General features: G+C 71.3%; 14 protein-coding genes and 1 pseudogene. 13 read left to right on the top strand and 2 right to left on the bottom strand.

Annotation, left to right across the window (positions count from 1 at the left end):
* Positions 1-11: 11 nt before the first annotated feature.
* The gene (gene bldD, locus FDO65_RS08230; protein WP_137448848.1) at positions 12-494 is read right to left on the bottom strand and encodes a transcriptional regulator BldD; all 483 of its coding nucleotides are present in this window, start codon (positions 492-494) and stop codon (positions 12-14) included.
* A gap of 300 nt (positions 495-794) precedes the next feature.
* Between bldD and pyrR the strand changes: the two genes are divergently transcribed.
* The 11 genes from pyrR to FDO65_RS08175 all read left to right on the top strand — a co-directional run bounded on the left by pyrR (position 795) and on the right by FDO65_RS08175 (position 12,697).
* Positions 795-1,415, top strand: coding sequence for a bifunctional pyr operon transcriptional regulator/uracil phosphoribosyltransferase PyrR (gene pyrR / locus FDO65_RS08225; protein WP_276606839.1), 621 nt, complete (start codon positions 795-797; stop codon positions 1,413-1,415).
* Between the two features lie 74 nt (positions 1,416-1,489).
* Entirely contained in the window at positions 1,490-2,416 is a 927-nt protein-coding gene (locus FDO65_RS08220; protein WP_137449636.1) for an aspartate carbamoyltransferase catalytic subunit, read from the top strand.
* Positions 2,413-3,720, top strand: coding sequence for a dihydroorotase (locus FDO65_RS08215; protein WP_137448847.1), 1,308 nt, complete (start codon positions 2,413-2,415; stop codon positions 3,718-3,720). Before FDO65_RS08220 ends, FDO65_RS08215 begins: the two co-directional genes overlap by 4 nt.
* Positions 3,720-4,250 carry a PH-like domain-containing protein gene (locus FDO65_RS08210; protein WP_137448846.1) on the top strand — a complete coding sequence of 177 codons (531 nt, stop codon included), beginning with the start codon at positions 3,720-3,722 and terminating at the stop codon, positions 4,248-4,250. The genes FDO65_RS08215 and FDO65_RS08210 overlap by 1 nt, the downstream gene beginning before the upstream one ends.
* Positions 4,247-5,497, top strand: a complete 1,251-nt coding sequence (gene carA, locus FDO65_RS08205; protein ID WP_137448845.1) for a glutamine-hydrolyzing carbamoyl-phosphate synthase small subunit — start codon at positions 4,247-4,249, stop codon at positions 5,495-5,497. Before FDO65_RS08210 ends, carA begins: the two co-directional genes overlap by 4 nt.
* Positions 5,497-8,841 (top strand): carbamoyl-phosphate synthase large subunit, encoded by a 3,345-nt coding sequence (gene carB, locus FDO65_RS08200; RefSeq protein ID WP_137448844.1) that lies wholly within the window; start codon positions 5,497-5,499, stop codon positions 8,839-8,841. Before carA ends, carB begins: the two co-directional genes overlap by 1 nt.
* Before the next feature lie 34 nt (positions 8,842-8,875).
* A complete protein-coding gene (locus FDO65_RS08195) occupies positions 8,876-9,964 on the top strand; it encodes a quinone-dependent dihydroorotate dehydrogenase (RefSeq protein WP_137448843.1) in 1,089 nt (362 codons plus the stop codon).
* Positions 9,961-10,821, top strand: a complete 861-nt coding sequence (gene pyrF, locus FDO65_RS08190; RefSeq protein WP_240757493.1) for an orotidine-5'-phosphate decarboxylase — start codon at positions 9,961-9,963, stop codon at positions 10,819-10,821. Before FDO65_RS08195 ends, pyrF begins: the two co-directional genes overlap by 4 nt.
* Positions 10,822-10,856: 35 nt before the next feature.
* Positions 10,857-11,537 carry a DUF4232 domain-containing protein gene (locus FDO65_RS08185; protein ID WP_137448842.1) on the top strand — a complete coding sequence of 227 codons (681 nt, stop codon included), beginning with the start codon at positions 10,857-10,859 and terminating at the stop codon, positions 11,535-11,537.
* A gap of 4 nt (positions 11,538-11,541) precedes the next feature.
* Positions 11,542-12,252 (top strand): carbon-nitrogen hydrolase family protein, encoded by a 711-nt coding sequence (locus tag FDO65_RS08180; protein WP_137448841.1) that lies wholly within the window; start codon positions 11,542-11,544, stop codon positions 12,250-12,252.
* Positions 12,253-12,457: 205 nt separating this feature from the next.
* The gene (locus FDO65_RS08175; protein WP_137448840.1) at positions 12,458-12,697 is read left to right on the top strand and encodes a hypothetical protein; all 240 of its coding nucleotides are present in this window, start codon (positions 12,458-12,460) and stop codon (positions 12,695-12,697) included.
* Positions 12,698-12,741: 44 nt separating this feature from the next.
* On the opposite strand, the pseudogene FDO65_RS23300 reads toward FDO65_RS08175, so the two are convergent.
* Positions 12,742-13,707: pseudogene (locus tag FDO65_RS23300) on the bottom strand (DUF222 domain-containing protein); the annotation flags it as partial.
* Positions 13,708-13,962: 255 nt separating this feature from the next.
* On the opposite strand from FDO65_RS23300, the gene FDO65_RS08165 reads away from it, so the two are divergent.
* The gene (locus FDO65_RS08165) at positions 13,963-15,543 is read left to right on the top strand and encodes an APC family permease (RefSeq protein ID WP_137448839.1); all 1,581 of its coding nucleotides are present in this window, start codon (positions 13,963-13,965) and stop codon (positions 15,541-15,543) included.
* Positions 15,540-16,406: an urea amidolyase associated protein UAAP1 gene (locus tag FDO65_RS08160; protein ID WP_137448838.1), complete on the top strand. Its 867-nt coding sequence runs from the start codon at positions 15,540-15,542 to the stop codon at positions 16,404-16,406. Before FDO65_RS08165 ends, FDO65_RS08160 begins: the two co-directional genes overlap by 4 nt.
* Positions 16,407-16,408 lie beyond the last annotated feature (2 nt).

Raw genomic sequence — 16,408 nt, 5'->3', positions numbered from 1 at the left:
CGGTGGGTGGCTCAGTCCAGCTCGGTACCGGCCGGAAGCACACCCCAGTGCACGAGCTGATCGGTGAGATCTTCCGGCGTCATGTCGTAAATCACGGCCAGTGACCGCAGGTCCTCGGACCGGATGGTCAGGACCTTGCCGTTGTAATCGCCCCGCTGCGACTGGATCGCGGCGGCATATCGGGCCAGCGGCCCGGCCTGGTGCGTCGGCAACTCGGCGAGCCGCTGCAGGTCGATGACCAGTTTCGGGCTGGGGGCGCCGCGGCGGGCGGCCCGGGCGTCGGGCAGCAACTCGGCGACCGGAACCCCGTAGAACTCGGCCAGTTCGGCCAGCTTGGCGACGGTCACGGCGCGGTCGCCGCGCTCGTAGCTGCCGACCACGACGGCCTTCCAGCGGCCGTCCGACTTCTCCTCGACCCCATGCAGGCTCAGGCCCTGCTGCGCCCGGATCGCGCGCAGTCGCGCTCCCAGCGCGTGTGCGTAGTCGGCAGACATCCAGGCTCCTTGACTTCCCGTGGTGCCGCGGCCCCATCGCAGTGGTCCGGCGACCGCGTCCTGCAGTTCAGACGATCAATCTATACGCAGAGTAGTCGCTACACAGCGCGTGACGTCAACCCGAACCGGTGGTGCGCGGACAAACCAACCGCTCGGATGACGGGGTGGTCCGCGGGCGGGGCCCCGGTGGGACCCCACGGCTTGTTAGGATCGTCGACGGCTTGCCGACCCGTTCAGGGGAAGCGGGCCGGGAAGACATCCTTTAAGGACCGTCCGGTGAGGCGGGAAAGGAGGTCTCGCGTGACAGTGCCTTCGTCCGGAGCCAGTGGCTCCGGCACGCCCGTCGCCGAGAACGCTGCTGCGGTCGCCACCGAGATCCTGGGTCCGGGTGACATCGCGCGCACCATCGACCGCATCGCCCACCAGATCCTCGAACGGAACGGGGACCGGCCGGTCGTCCTGCTGGGCATCCCCACTCGCGGTGTGTACCTGGCCCGTCGGCTGGGAGAGCGGCTGGACACCTTCGCCGCCGGCTCCGAGCCGGTCGGCGTGGGCTCCCTGGACATCACCCTCTACCGGGACGACCTGCGGCGTCGGCCGCCCCGGGCCCTGCTGGAGACGCTCATCCCCGGCGGCGGTATCGACGACGCCGTCGTCGTCCTGGTCGACGACGTCCTGTACTCCGGTCGCACCATCCGGGCGGCCCTGGACGCCCTCCGCGACCACGGCCGGCCGGCGGTGGTCCAGCTGGCCGTGCTGGTCGACCGTGGCCACCGGCAACTGCCGATCCGCGCCGACTACGTCGGCAAGAACATCCCGACCGCACTCGGCGACGACGTGGCCGTGCGGTTGGCCGAGACCGACGGCCGGGACGCGGTCGAACTCGTCCGCGCCGCCCCGACCGCGGGGGAGATCCGATGACCACCACCAGTGCGGCACGCCCCACCGAACAGGCCGGCTCCGCCTCGGTACCGGCCGAACCGTTCGGCCCGGCGATGCCCCGGCACCTGCTGGCGGCCGGTGACCTGGACCGGCCGACCGCCGAGCACCTGCTCGACACCGCCGCCCGGATCGAGCAGGCGATCGCCGGCCGGGAGGTGCGCAAGCTGCCCACGCTGCGCGGGCGGACCGTGGTCAACCTCTTCTTCGAGGACTCGACCCGCACCCGCATCTCGTTCGAGCTGGCGGCCAAGCGGCTGTCGGCCGACGTCATCAACTTCTCGGCCAAGGGATCGTCGGTGTCCAAGGGCGAGTCGCTCAAGGACACCGCCTGGACGCTGCAGGCCATGGGAGCCGACGCGGTCGTCTGCCGGCACTCCTCGTCCGGTGCGCCGCAGCAACTCTCGGCCTGGGTCGACGGGCATGTGGTGAACGCCGGCGACGGCACCCACGAGCACCCGACGCAGGCGCTGCTCGACGCCTACACCCTGCGCCGGCACCTCGGCGGACTGCAGGACCGCCGCATCGTCATCGTGGGCGACGTCCTGCACTCCCGGGTTGCTCGTTCCAACGTGCTGCTGCTGCGCACCCTGGGTGCCGACGTCACCCTGGTCGCCCCGCCCACTCTGCTGCCGGTCGGGGTCAGCGACTGGCCGGCCACCGTCTCCTACGACCTGGACCGGGCGCTGGTCGGCGCGGACGCGGTGATGATGCTGCGCGTGCAGCAGGAGCGCATGCAGGGCGCCTTCTTCCCGACTGCCCGCGAGTACTCGCGCGGCTACGGCCTGGACGGCCGCCGGCGCGACCTGCTGGCTCCGAACGGGATCGTGCTGCACCCCGGCCCGATGAACCGCGGGATGGAGATCACCCCGCAGGTCGCCGACGGCGCGAACTCCGTCATCGTCGAGCAGGTCACCAACGGCGTGACCGTGCGGATGGCCGTGCTGTATCTGCTGTTGTCCGGATCCGAGGGAGCCCTGTGAGCGTGTTGATTCGGGGTGCCGCGCCCTACGGCGAGGCGCCGGCCGATGTCCTGATCGTCGACGGCGTCATCACCGCGGTGGGTACTGAGGCGGAGGTTGCCGCGTCCGACCACACGGAGATCGTGGACGCGGCCGGCCTGGTGCTGCTGCCCGGGTTGGTCGATCTGCACACCCACCTGCGAGAGCCGGGCCGCGAAGACGCCGAAACGGTCGAGACCGGTTCTACTGCAGCGGCTCTCGGTGGATACACCGCCGTGTTCGCGATGCCCAACACCGACCCGACCGCCGACACCGCCGGCGTCGTCGAGCAGGTCTTCCGGCTCGGGCAGGAGGTCGGCCTGGTCGACGTCCACCCGATCGGCGCGGTGACCGTCGGCCGGCAGGGCCAGCGGCTGGCCGAGCTCGGGGCGATGGCGTCGTCGGCCGCCCAGGTGCGGGTGTTCTCCGACGACGGCGACTGCGTCTCCGATCCGCTGCTCATGCGCCGGGCCCTGGAATACGTGAAGGCCTTCGACGGGGTCATCGCCCAGCACGCGCAGGAGCCCCGGCTCACCGAGGGCGCCCAGATGCACGAGGGTGTCGTCTCCGCGCGGCTCGGGATGACCGGCTGGCCGGCGGTGGCCGAGGAGGCGATCATCGCCCGCGACTGCCTGCTGACCGACCACGTCGGATCCCGGCTGCACGTCTGCCACCTGTCGACCGCCGGGTCGGTCGAGGTCGTCGCCGCGGCGAAGCGGCGCGGAACGGCGGTGACCGCCGAGGTCACCCCGCACCACCTGATCCTCACCGACGAGCGCGCCGTCGGGTACGACCCGGTGTTCAAGGTCAACCCGCCGCTGCGCACCGAGACCGACATCCAGGCTCTGCGCGCCGCTTTGGCCGACGGCACGATCGACATCGTCGCCACCGACCACGCGCCGCACGCCAGCCAGGACAAGGAAACCGAGTGGGACCACGCCAAGCCGGGCATGCTCGGCCTGCAGACCGCGCTGTCGGTGGTCGTCGCCACCATGGTGCGGACCGGGCTGCTGGACTGGCGCGGGGTGGCCCGGGTCCTGAGCGAGAAGCCCGCCGAGATCGGCGGTCTCGTCGATCAGGGCCGGCCGATCGCGGTCGGTGAACCGGCCAACCTGGTGCTCATCGACCCGTCCGCCACCTGGACGGTGCGCGGCGCCGAGCTCGCCTCGCTGAGCGACAACACGCCCTTCGAGGGGATGGAGCTGCCCGGCCGGGTGGTCGCCACCTACCTGCGGGGCGTCGACACCGTCGCTCTGGCCACGGCTCCCGCCGGTGGGGCCGCCTGATGGAGCGGCTGCTGCTGACGCTGGCCATGGTGGTGTTCGTCGCGTTGGCCTTCTGGGGCCTGTACCGCGGCTGGCAGCACCGGGCCCAGCGTCAGGCCGACATCCCCGCCCTGCCCGCGGTTCCCGCCGAAACCGGCGACGAGATGACCCCACCGCTGGCCGGCGTGTACGTCTCCACCACCCGCTCCGGCTCCTGGCAGGACCGCATCGTGGCCCAGGGGCTGGGGGTCCGCGACCGCGCCCTGGTGCGGGCGACCCCGGCCGGTGTCCTCATCGACCGCGAGAACTCCGAACCGCTGTTCCTGCCCCGATCCGCCCTCCGGGCCATCGGCACCGCCCCCGGGATCGCCGGGAAGGTGATGGGCCAGGCCGGCGGTGTCCTGCTGCTGACCTGGGACCTGGACGGCACCGCGCTCGACAGTGGCGTCCGGGCCGACGATCCCGACGAACAGCAGACCTGGCTGCAGGCGGCTCGCACCCTGCTGCCCACCACACCACAGCACACGAAGACAGAGGGAGAACAGGCGTGACCAGCACCTCACCCGACGGGGCCACCACCCCGACCACCCCGGTACCGGCCGTCCTGGTGCTCGAGGACGGGCGAGTGCACCGCGGCACCGCCTTCGGCGCCACCGGCACCGCCTTCGGCGAGGCCGTCTTCACCACCGGGATGACCGGCTACCAGGAGACGCTGACCGACCCGTCGTACCGCCGGCAGATCGTGGTCGCCACCGCTCCGCAGATCGGTAACACCGGCTGGGTGGCCGGCAGCTCCCGCGACCGGCAGACCACCGCGCTGCCCGAAGGCGTCCGCGCCGACGTCCCCGCCGGCCCGCAGGATCCGGACGACAACGAGTCCAAGGCCATCTGGGTCGCCGGCTTCGTGGTCCGCGATCTCGCGCCGCGCCCGTCGAACTGGCGGGCCACCGGCACGCTGTCCGACGAGATGGCCGCCCAGGGCGTGGTCGGCATCGCCGGGGTCGACACCCGGGCGCTGACCCGGCACCTGCGCACCGCCGGGGCGATGCGCTGCGGCATCTTCTCCGGGTCGGACGTCACCGACGTCGAGACGATGGTGGCCGCGGTGAAGGCCACGGACGGGATGGCCGGCGCCGACCTGTCCGGCGAGGTCAGCACCACCGAGCGGTACACGGTGCCGGCGGCCGGTGAGCAGAAGTTCACCGTCGCCGCGCTCGACCTCGGCATCAAGGCCAACACCCCCCGGATGCTCGCCGCCCGCGGCATCACCACCCACGTGCTGCCGGCCACCGCGACCATCGAGGACGTCCGCGCCGTCGGGGCCGACGGGGTGTTCCTGTCCAACGGCCCGGGTGACCCGGCCACTGCGGACGCGATGGTCGCGCTGACCGCCGACGTGCTGGAGGCCGGCATCCCGCTATTCGGGATCTGCTTCGGCAACCAGATCCTGGGCCGCGCCCTGGGTCTGGGCACCTACAAGCTGAAGTTCGGACACCGCGGGATCAACCAGCCCGTGCAGGACCGCCGCACCGGGCAGGTGCTGGTGAGCGCCCACAACCACGGCTTCGCCGTCGACGCCCCCCGGGACGGCGACTTCGACACCCCCTACGGCCCGGCCCGGGTCGCCTTCACCTGCCTCAACGACGACGTCGTCGAGGGACTGGAATGCCTGGACAAGCCCGCCTTCTCGGTGCAGTTCCACCCCGAGGCCGCCGCCGGCCCGCACGACGCCGGCTACCTCTTCGACCGTTTCGTCGAGCTCATGGACAGCAACACCCCGGAAGGGAAGAACGCCTGATGCCCCGCCGCACCGACATCTCGCACGTCCTGGTCATCGGCTCCGGGCCGATCGTCATCGGACAGGCCTGCGAATTCGACTACTCCGGGACCCAGGCCTGCCGTGTCCTCCGCTCGGAGGGCATCCGGGTCTCGCTGATCAACTCCAACCCGGCGACGATCATGACCGACCCGGAGTTCGCCGACGCCACCTACGTCGAGCCCATCACGGCCGAGTACGTCGAGAAGGTTCTCGCCGACCAGGCCGCCCAGGGCCACCCGGTCGACGCCGTGCTCGCCACCCTCGGTGGGCAGACCGCGCTGAACACCGCGATCGCCATGGACAAGCAGGGCATCCTGGCCAAGCACGGCGTGGAGCTCATCGGCGCCGACATCCCCGCCATCCAGCGTGGTGAGGACCGGCAGATCTTCAAGGACGTCGTCCGCTCCATCGGCGGCGACGTGCCGCGCTCCGCGGTCTGCCACACGATGGACGAGGTCCGTTCCACGGTCGAGGAACTCGGCCTGCCCGTCGTCATCCGGCCGTCGTTCACCATGGGCGGTCTCGGGTCCGGGATGGCCTACACGCCGGACGATCTCGAGCGGATCGCCGGCACCGGCCTGGCCGCCTCCCCGGTCCACGAGGTCCTCATCGAGGAGAGCGTGCTCGGCTGGAAGGAGTACGAGCTGGAGCTGATGCGCGACGGCAAGGACAACGCCGTCGTGGTCTGTTCCATCGAGAACCTCGACCCGATGGGCGTGCACACCGGTGACTCGATCACCGTCGCCCCGTCGATGACGCTCACCGACCGCGAGTACCAGCGGATGCGCGACGTCGGCATCGACGTGCTGCGGGCCGTGGGTGTGGCCACCGGTGGCTGCAACATCCAATTCGCCATCAACCCCGAGGACGGCCGGATGGTCGTCATCGAGATGAACCCCCGGGTGTCCCGGTCGTCGGCGCTGGCCTCCAAGGCCACCGGGTTCCCGATTGCCAAGATCGCGGCCAAGCTGGCCATCGGCTACACGCTGGACGAGATCGCCAACGACATCACCAAGGCGACCCCGGCGGCGTTCGAGCCGACCCTGGACTACGTGGTCGTCAAGATCCCGCGGTTCGCCTTCGAGAAGTTCCCCGGCGCCGACCCGACGCTGACCACCACCATGAAGTCGGTGGGCGAGGCCATGTCGATCGGCCGCTCGTTCGCCGAGGCGTTCGGCAAGGCGCTGCGGTCGATGGAGACCAAGCGCGGTGGTTTCTGGACCGGGGTGCCGCTGCCGGCCGACTCGGTGCAGGACATCCTGGCCGAGATCGCCGTCCCCACCGACGGCCGCATCTACCGGGTCGAGCAGGCCCTGTCGCTCGGCGCCACCGTCGAGCAGGTGCACGAGGCCACGGGGATCGACCCGTGGTTCCTCGACCAGATCCAGCTCATCCGGTCGGTCGGCGAGACCGTCCGCACCGCCGCGATCCTCGACGCCGACACGCTGCGGATGGCCAAGCGGTACGGGCTGTCCGACGAGCAGATCGCCGCCCTGCGCGACGATCTCGCCGATGACGCCGCCGTGCGGGAGCTGCGCTGGTCGCTGGGCGTGCGCCCGGTCTACAAGACGGTGGACACCTGCGCGGCCGAGTTCGCGGCGACCACGCCGTACCACTACTCGGCCTACGAGACCGACCCGGCGGCCGAATCCGAGGTCGCGCCGCAGACCGAACGGCCGAAGGTCATCATCCTGGGTTCCGGCCCGAACCGGATCGGCCAGGGCATCGAGTTCGACTACTCCTGCGTGCACGCGGCCCTGTCGCTGCGGGACGCCGGGTACGAGACCGTGATGGTCAACTGCAACCCGGAGACCGTCTCCACCGACTACGACACCAGCGACCGGTTGTACTTCGAGCCGCTGACCGTCGAGGACGTGCTGGAGGTCGTGCACTCCGAGCGGCAGTCCGGCACCGTCGTAGGGGTCATCCCGACGCTCGGCGGCCAGACCCCGCTCAAGCTGGCCGCGGCGCTGGAGGCGGCCGGGGTGCCGATCCTGGGCACCTCGCCGGAGGCCATCGACCTGGCCGAGGACCGCGACCTGTTCGGCGCGCTGCTGCGCAAGGCCGACCTGCCCGCCCCCGCTTACGGCATGGCGGTCTCGTTCCCGGAGGCGAACGACGCGGCCCAGCGCATCGGATACCCGGTGCTGGTCCGCCCGTCCTACGTGCTCGGCGGCCGCGGCATGGAGATCGTCTACGACGAGAAGTCGTTGGACGACTACATCTCCCGGGCCACCGAGGTCAGCGCCGACCGTCCCGTGATGGTCGACAAGTTCCTCGACGACGCCATCGAGATCGACGTCGACGCGCTGTGCGATGGCACCGAGGTCTATCTCGGCGGCGTCATGGAGCACATCGAGGAGGCCGGGATCCACTCCGGCGACTCGGCCTGTGTGCTGCCGCCGATCACCCTGGGCCGCAGTGACATCGAGACGGTCCGCGCCCACACCGAGGCCATCGCCCTGGGCGTCGGGGTGCGCGGTCTGCTCAACGTTCAGTACGCGCTGAAGGACCAGACGCTGTACGTACTGGAGGCCAACCCGCGGGCGTCGCGGACGGTGCCGTTCTCGTCCAAGGCCACCGCGGTGCCGCTGGCCAAGGCCGCGGCGCGGATCATGCTGGGCGCGACCATCGCCGAGCTGCGGGCCGAGGGCCTGCTGCCGGCCACCGGCGACGGGGGCACCCTGCCGATGGGCGCGCCGGTCGCGGTGAAGGAGGCCGTGCTGCCGTTCCACCGGTTCCGCCGGGCCGACGGCACCGGGGTCGACTCGCTGCTCGGGCCGGAGATGCGGTCCACCGGCGAGGTGATGGGCATCGACACGGCGTTCGGTCCGGCGTTCGCCAAGTCGCAGACCGCCGCCTACGGCTCGCTGCCGACCTCGGGCACCGTGTTCGTCTCGGTCGCCAACGCCGACAAGCGGTCGCTGGTCTTCCCGGTGAAGCGCCTGGCCGACCTCGGATTCCGCGTGGTGGCCACCGAGGGCACCGCGGAGATGCTGCGGCGCAACGGCATCCAGGTCGACGTGGTCCGGAAGTACTTCGAGGGCGCCGCGGCCGGTGGCAGCGGGGACACCGTGGTCGACCTCATCAAGGCCGGCCAGATCGACCTGGTGATCAACACCCCGTACGGGCAGTCCGGTCCCCGGGTCGACGGTTACGAGATCCGGACCGCGGCGGTGGCCGCCGACATCCCCTGCATCACCACGGTGGCCGGGGCCGCGGCGGCGATCCAGGGCATCGAGGCGCTGACCCGCTCCGACGTCGGGGTGGCACCGCTGCAGAAGCTGCAGGAGCGGCTGCGCGCCGCGGTGGCCCAGGCCTGAGACGCGGGGAGCAAGGGATGACAGGGGAGCGGGCATGAACGGTCTGTACGGACACCTGGCACGTCCGGTGCTGTTCCGGATGGGTGGGGGTGACCCCGAGGTCGCTCATCACCGCACCCTGGGTCTGCTCGGCCGGGTCGGCCGGTCCCGGCCGTCCCTGGCCGCGCTGCACAAGCTGTACGGGCTGGATGCCGCTCCCCGCACCGTGTTCGGGGTCGACTTCCCCGGGGTGGTCGGCCTGGCCGCTGGGATGGACAAGGACGGCCTGGCCCTGAAGGCGTGGCCGGCGCTCGGCTTCGGCTTCGTCGAGGTGGGCACCGTGACCGCGCACGGCCAGCCGGGCAACCCGCAGCCGCGGATGTTCCGGCTCAAGGAGTCCGAGGCGATCATCAACCGGATGGGCTTCAACAACTCCGGGGCGGCGGTACTGGCCAGGACCCTCGAGCGGACCGGGCCGATCGGTGTCCCCATCGGGGTCTCGCTCGGCAAGTCCAAGATCACGCCGGTCGATCAGGCCGTGGGGGACTACCTCACGTCCCTGCGGGCGGTGCATCCCTTCGCCGACTACATCGCGGTCAACGTCTCCAGCCCGAACACCCCGGGCCTGCGGAGCCTGCAGGACCGCGGGCCGCTGGACGAACTGCTCGGCGCGCTCACCGAGGAGGCGGCCTGCCTGGCCGCCGCCGGCCCGGCCGGCCGGACCCGCCGGCCGGTGCCGGTGCTGGTCAAGATCGCCCCGGACCTGACCGATCAGGCCATCGCCGAGGTGCTGCAGGTGTGCGCGGACCGGGGGATCGCCGGGGTCATCGCCACCAACACGACGCTGGGCCGGGACGGTCTGACTCCGGCCGATGCGGAGGTCGGTGGTGCGCAGGCCGGCGGTCTGTCGGGTCGGCCGCTGACCGAGAGGGCCCGTGAAGTGGTGCGTTTCGTGGCCTCCCGGAGTGATCTGCCGGTGATCGGGGTGGGCGGCATCATGTCCGTCGACGACGGTCTGGCGTTGCTGGACTCCGGGGCCGCGCTGCTGCAGATCTACTCCGGGCTCATCTATGCCGGACCGGATCTGGTGACGGGTCTGAACCGCCGGATCGCGGCGGGCTCCCCGGTCGGGGTGGCGTCGTGAGCGCGGTTCAAGCGGCAGGCGTGCCCGTTCCGTTCGGGCGGCGGCTGGCCGAGGCCATGGTTGCGCGCGGGCCGTTGTGCGTCGGTATCGACCCGCATCCGGGGCTGCTGTCGGCGTGGGATCTGCCGCTCAGCGCCGCCGGGGTGGAGCGGTTCGCCCGCACGGTGGTCGAGGCGGTCGGCCCGTCGGTGGCCGCGGTCAAGCCGCAGTCGGCGTTCTTCGAGGTGTTCGGGTCGGCGGGGATCGCCGTCCTGGAGCGCGTTCTCGCCGACTGCCGGGATGTGGGCACGCTGTCGGTGCTGGACGCCAAGCGCGGTGACATCGGGTCGACGATGGCGGCCTACGCGACGGCCTACCTGACGGGTGACGGCCCGCTGGCCGCGGACTCGTTGACCGTCAGCCCGTTCCTCGGGTTCGGCTCGTTGGCGCCGGCGGTGGAGGCGGCCCTGGCGTCCGGGCGCGGGTTGTTCGTGCTGGCGTTGACGTCCAACCCGGAGGGGCCGCAGGTTCAGCATGCGGTGGACGAGTCGGGTCGCACGGTGGCGGCGACGATCGCCGCCCAGGCGGCGGAGATCAATGTCGGGGCCGACCCGCTCGGATCGATCGGGTTGGTGGTGGGCGCGACGATCGGGTCCACCGACGTGGACCTGGCCGCGGTGAACGGGCCGCTGTTGGCCCCGGGCCTGGGCGCCCAGGGCGCCACCGCCGAGGACCTGCAGCGGGTGTTCGGCGACGCCCGGCGGAACGTGCTGGCCACCAGCAGTCGGGACGTGCTGCAGCACGGCCCGTCGGTCGGCGGTCTGCGGGACGCGGCGGCCCGCGTGGTCGAGCAGGTGCGCGCGGCGGTGGGCAGCTGACCCCGGGTCGGGCGCTGCCCGTCGTCCTGGGTGCAGTGCTGCTGGCCGGGTGCGCGCAGCCGGGATCGGTGCCTCCGGCGGCGTCCGCCGGAGCCACGGACGTCCTGCCGTCGGACGTCTACTACTCCAGCGTGTTGCCGACCTCCCGGGTCGAGCTGCCGCGGGGTGCGAACCGCCCGGAGGGGGCGCCGGCGACACCGGACGCGGAGCTCACGGGCGAGCAGCTGGACGCGCTGCTGATGAGCGTGGCGTCCGTGCCGTCGACCGACAACTCCTGCACCGCAGGCGATCTGCGGTTGTCACTGGACAGTCCCGACGCCGCGGCCGGGCACCATTTCGGCCGCCTGCTGGCCACCAACATCTCGGGTCGCTCGTGCGAGGTGCAGGGGTGGCCGGGCATGGGGATCCGGGGTGAGTGGGGGACACCGTTCACGACGGTGGTCGGTCAGAACCAGCCCGAGGCGAATCCGATCGGGGTACCACCCGCGGATCCCGCGGTCCCGGTCATGGTCGGGCCGGGCGGACATGCCGCCGCCGCCCTGGAGTGGACCGGGTCGTTGGGCGGTGCCTACGACGAGCCTGCGTCACTGTTGGTCGTGCAGTTCGCTGACGGCCAGCGTGCGGCGACCCTGCCGCTCGGTGCCGAGGACCACGTCGACATCGGCCCGGAGACGACGGTGCGGATCGCCCCGTGGGGCCAGGCGCGGGAGGGGTAGTCGAATGTCGCAGCCGTCGTTGACCGTCGCGGTCGCTCAGGCCGAGATCGTGGTGGGTGACCTCGCGACGAACATCGCCACCCACCTCGAGGTGATCCGCGCCGCCCGGGCTCGGCTGGTCGTCTTCCCGGAGCTGTCGCTGACCGGATACGACCTGGACGCGCCGTCGGTGGCGCCGACCGACGCGGTGTTGCGTCCGCTGATCGACGCGTGCCGGGCATCCGGCGCGGTGGCGCTGGTCGGGGCGCCGATCACCGAGAGCGGCCGTGACTTCATCGCGATGCTCCGGGTCGACGAGCACGGGGCGTCGGTGGCGGCGCGCAAGGTGTGGGTGCACGGCGGCGAGCACCAGCGATTCAGCTGCGGAACTGAGGCGGCCGTCATCGACGTCGACGGCTGGGCGGTGGGTCTGGCCATCTGCTTCGACACCAACGTCCAGCAGCACACGGCTCAGCTGGCCCGGCGCGGGGTGGATCTGTACGCCGCCGGCGTCCTCGACGGTCCGGGCGAGGAGGGTGAACGGATCGCCCGCACCTTCGTGACGGCCCGGGCGTTGCGCGCACCGGTCGCCATCGCGCACTACCGCGGGTCGACGCCACTGTTCCCGGTGACCGTCGGGACGTCCATGATCGTCGACGCCGACGGGGAGATGCTGGCGCAGGTCGACGATGCCGGGATGCCGCACGCCAGTGCATGCCTGAGCAAGGCTGACTAGACGGGCGGCCCACCGCAACCCCGGCCGGCGTCCCCACGGGTAGCAAGGCCCCTCTGTCGTCGACACCCGCGCCATGTCCTGTTCGGGACGCTCAGAACGGTGGCGGGTCATCGTCACCTGCCTCCCTCTCGAGAAGTGCCGTCGCGGAGCTGGTTTCGGGTGGGGGCCAGTGTCGGGTGTAGGTGCGGCCGAGGGGGGTGGTCCAGTGGTGGTCGCCGTCGGGGGTGCGGCGCAGTTGGTAGCCGCCGGTGTCTTTGGCGCGGTGGTGGCGGCGGCACAGGACGGCCAGGTTCTCGGCGCTGGTGTCGCCGCCGGTGGTGTGGCCGGGGTGGAACGGTTCGCGGTGGTCGACGTCGCAGCGGTGGGCGGGTTACCGGCAGCCCGGCATGACACAACTCGCATCGCGGGTGAGGACGAAGTCGGTGAGCGCTTAGGGTGGGTGTAGGTGGTGCGGCCGTAGTCCAGCAGCGCACCGCTGGTGGGGTCGCAGACCAGGCGCCGCCAGGTCGCGTCGGCGGCGATGACCCTGGCTTGGGCAGGGGTGATGGGTCCGTGCCCGACCAGCTCGGCGACCTCACCACGCCCGGACTCCGAGTCCACGAGAGCTGACGCGGGGAGCGTGACCAGCAGGTGCGGGCGGCGCCGCTGCGTGGTCGGTAGGGGCTGATCGGTGGGTAGGAGGCCGCGGTCGAGGATGTCGGTGCACACGTCGACCAGGGCATCGACCCGCCGTTCCCCGACCGAACGGTCATCCCCCTCTGTCTTGCCGGCGTCGGCGGCGGCGGTCAGGCAGTCCCAGATCACCGCGACGTCCTGGGCGGTGCCGTACAGCGACAGACACGCCATCCCATCCAGATCGCTACGCCGGGACACGGAGCGTCGGCGGCGGGCCTGCTCGTGGCGGCGCTGCGCCCCGTCGGGGTCCCGGCGGATCACCGACCGGGCGACCGCGTTCCGCAAACCCGGCACCGTCGACGACCCGGCGGCCGGCAGGACATCGGCCTCCACCAGCGCGGTCACCTCGACGGTCAGATCAGCGGTGCCCCGGCAGATTACCGACGCCTTCCCCGGCGAGATCAGGCCCTGTTCCAGAGCGTTCAGAGTGGCCGGGCAGCGGGCGGTCAACTCGGCCGCCTCCAGCAGATACCGGCCCGCCGTGGACTCGGCCACCCCCAGCGCCAGAGCCAACTCGGTGGCCAGGAACTCCTCCACCCCGGCCGAGTCCTCCCCGGCCGCGGCGGACAGCTCGACCAGGTCATGCACCTGCCGCGCCGACTCGTGCGCGACCCACCGCTGCCGGGCGATCACCGCATCCAGCAGTACGTTGGCCCACTCTCGCGCCGAACACCCCACCGGACGCTCCGGCCGCGACCCCAACAACGGGGACAGTTCAGAGGCCGGGGCCACCGCAACAGCGGAGCGCCACTTCGGCAGAGTGGGGTTGGTCGGAGACATAGGCCCACCATAGCTCAGAAAGCGAACGTGTGTATGGTCCGACGCATGTTCGATCGGATGGCTATCGACGGGTCGGTCCCGTGGATCGCCGTACGTCCTTGTCGGGACGTGGTCGTCGGTGGCGAACTCGACAACCCGGACTGCCGTTACCTCGAATTAACGCTGGCAGTCGACCGGCGCAACATGCCGGGCCGACTCTTCTCGGGAGTTACCTGTCAATCGACAGCTATTAGCCCCACGGCCCCGGAGTCCGCCATGACTGCCACCCAGCACGGAACCGCTGTCTCGTCCGAACCGTCCACCGGCTACCGCCAGGAGCTCCATCGCGGCGTCGGATCCTTCTCGTCGTTCGCGGCGGGGTTCTCCTTCGTCTCGATCCTCACCACCGTCTTCCAGCTGTTCGGTCTGGGCTTCGGCCTGGGCGGTGCGGCGTTCTTCTGGGCCTGGCCGATGGTCTTCGCCGGGCAGCTGCTCGTCGCCCTCTGCTTCGCGGAACTGTCGGCGCGCTGGCCCATCTCCGGCGCCATCTTCCAGTGGGCGAGCCGGCTGGCCGGCACCACGTGGGGATGGTTCACCGGCTGGATCATGGTGATCGGACAGATCCTCACCGTCGCCGTGGCCGCCATCGCTGCCCAGGCCGTCCTGCCCAGCATCTGGTCCGGCTTCCAGATCGTCGGCGGCTCGGACGCCGACCCATCGGTTGCGTCAGCCACTGGCGCGCAGAACGCCGTCCTGCTGGGTGTGGCCATCCTGGTGATCACCACCCTGATCAACATCTCGGGTGTTCGGCAGATGGCGATGGCCACCAGCGCCGGTGTCACCGTCGAGATCGTCGGCGTCGTCGTCCTCATCGGCGTCCTGTTTGCGCTCTCCGAACGCGGGCCGTCGGTCGTCATGACCACCGACGGCTGGACCGGTGACGGCGCGTACCTGCCGGCGTTCCTGGCCTCCGCCCTGATGGCCGCGTACGTCATGGTCGGATTCGACTCGGCCAGCGAACTGTCCGAGGAGACCCACGCCCCGCGCCGCACCACCCCGCGGACGATCCTGCGGGCGTTGATCCTGTCCGGCATCGGCGGTGCCCTGCTGATCCTGGCGGCGCTCATGGCCGCGCCGAGTCTGACCGACGGCGAGCTCGCGCTCGGCGGTCTGCCCTGGATCATCACCGAGCGGCTGGGCGACGTGATCGGCCGGCTGCTGCTGTGCTGTGTCGCCGTGGCCGTCCTGGTCTGCACGCTCGCCGTCCAGACCGCCGGGGCCCGCATGATGTATTCCATGGCCCGCGAGGGCGCCTTCCCGGGACACCGTTGGCTGAGCAAGATCTCGCCCCGCACCGGCACCCCGATCAGCGCCTCGATCGTCGTCGGGGTGGGCGCCGCGCTGGCCCTGCTGGTCAACATTCACCAGTCGGCGATCTTCACCGCGCTGGCCAGCCTGTGCATCGCCATGCTCTACCTGGCCTACCTCGGCGTCACCCTGCCGCTGCTGATCCAGCGGATCCGACTGCGCCGCAGCGGCGGTCTGCCTTCCGGTCTAGACGAGGACGGCAAGCCGCTGTTCTCCCTCGGCCGCTGGGGCATCGCCATCAACGTCGCCGCCGTGCTCTATCAGGTCGGCATGGCCGTCAACCTGCTGTGGCCCCGGCCGGAGATCTACGACCTCACCGGTGAGACCTGGTGGCTGCGCTGGAGCGCCCTGCTGTTTGTCGGCGCCACGGTCCTGGCCGGGGCGGCCTACTTCCTCACCCGCCGCCTGCACACGACCATCGAGCTGCGGCACGTCCCGCACAGCCACCAGGTCGACGGCATGATCGCCCCCACCGGAGACGCTCGATGACCACCATCAGCGAGATCGACGTCCGAGCTAAGCATCTCACCGACAGCGTCGGCAACGCGCGGGCCGACGCGCGGGCCCAGGGCGGCCGTCGCAGCGAGTGGATGCCGTACCTGCCCGCCTCCGAAAGCCCCTGGTGCCCGGACGGGGTCGACCCGGCCGCGCTCACCTGGGCCGAGACCGTCGCCCCCGGCGGCTACACCCACAAGGTGCTGGCCCGCGGCAGTCGGCTACGGCTGGACGATCCCACCGGTGACGCGTGCGCCCACGTGGTGCTGTTCAACGCCCTGGAACCGGTCGAGCGGCTGAACGTGGCCGACACCCAGAAGATCCCGTGGCAGGCCTACCTGGGCTCCGGGCACCCGCTGCTGTCCGGCGAGGGGCGCATCCTGGCCACGATCTCCGCCGACACCTCCGGGCGGCACGACGCTTTCTGCGGCACCACCACCGACGGCGTCGTCGAGACGAAGTACGGCAACGCCGACCCACACGGTCCCACGCCGTCCGGTCGGTCGCTGTTCGTCAAGGCCGCGGCCAAGCATGGGCTGACCCGGCGCGACCTCCCGCCCAGCGTCTCCTTCTTCCAGGGCGTCCGGGTCGACGGCGAGGGAACCCTCCAGTGGGTCGGAAGCGCCGGCCCGGGAACGCATGTCGAGCTCATCGCCGAACTGCCGCTGCTGGTGTTGATCGCCAATGTCACCCACCCGCTCGACCCCGACCCCGACTACCGGGTGGGCCCGCTGCGGGTGCACGCCTGGCGTGGGGTCGCTACCGGACCGCAGGACGGTCGCTTCACCGCGACGCCCGAACTGCACCGGGCCTACCTCAACTCCATCGACTACTGCGACGCGCGAGGAATTCAGTGAGC

The organism is Nakamurella flava (assembly GCF_005298075.1).
GTDB classification, from domain to species: domain Bacteria; phylum Actinomycetota; class Actinomycetes; order Mycobacteriales; family Nakamurellaceae; genus Nakamurella; species Nakamurella flava.
Note: the sequence above shows the minus strand (reverse complement) of the source record. Positions and strands in the feature narration are given on the sequence as shown.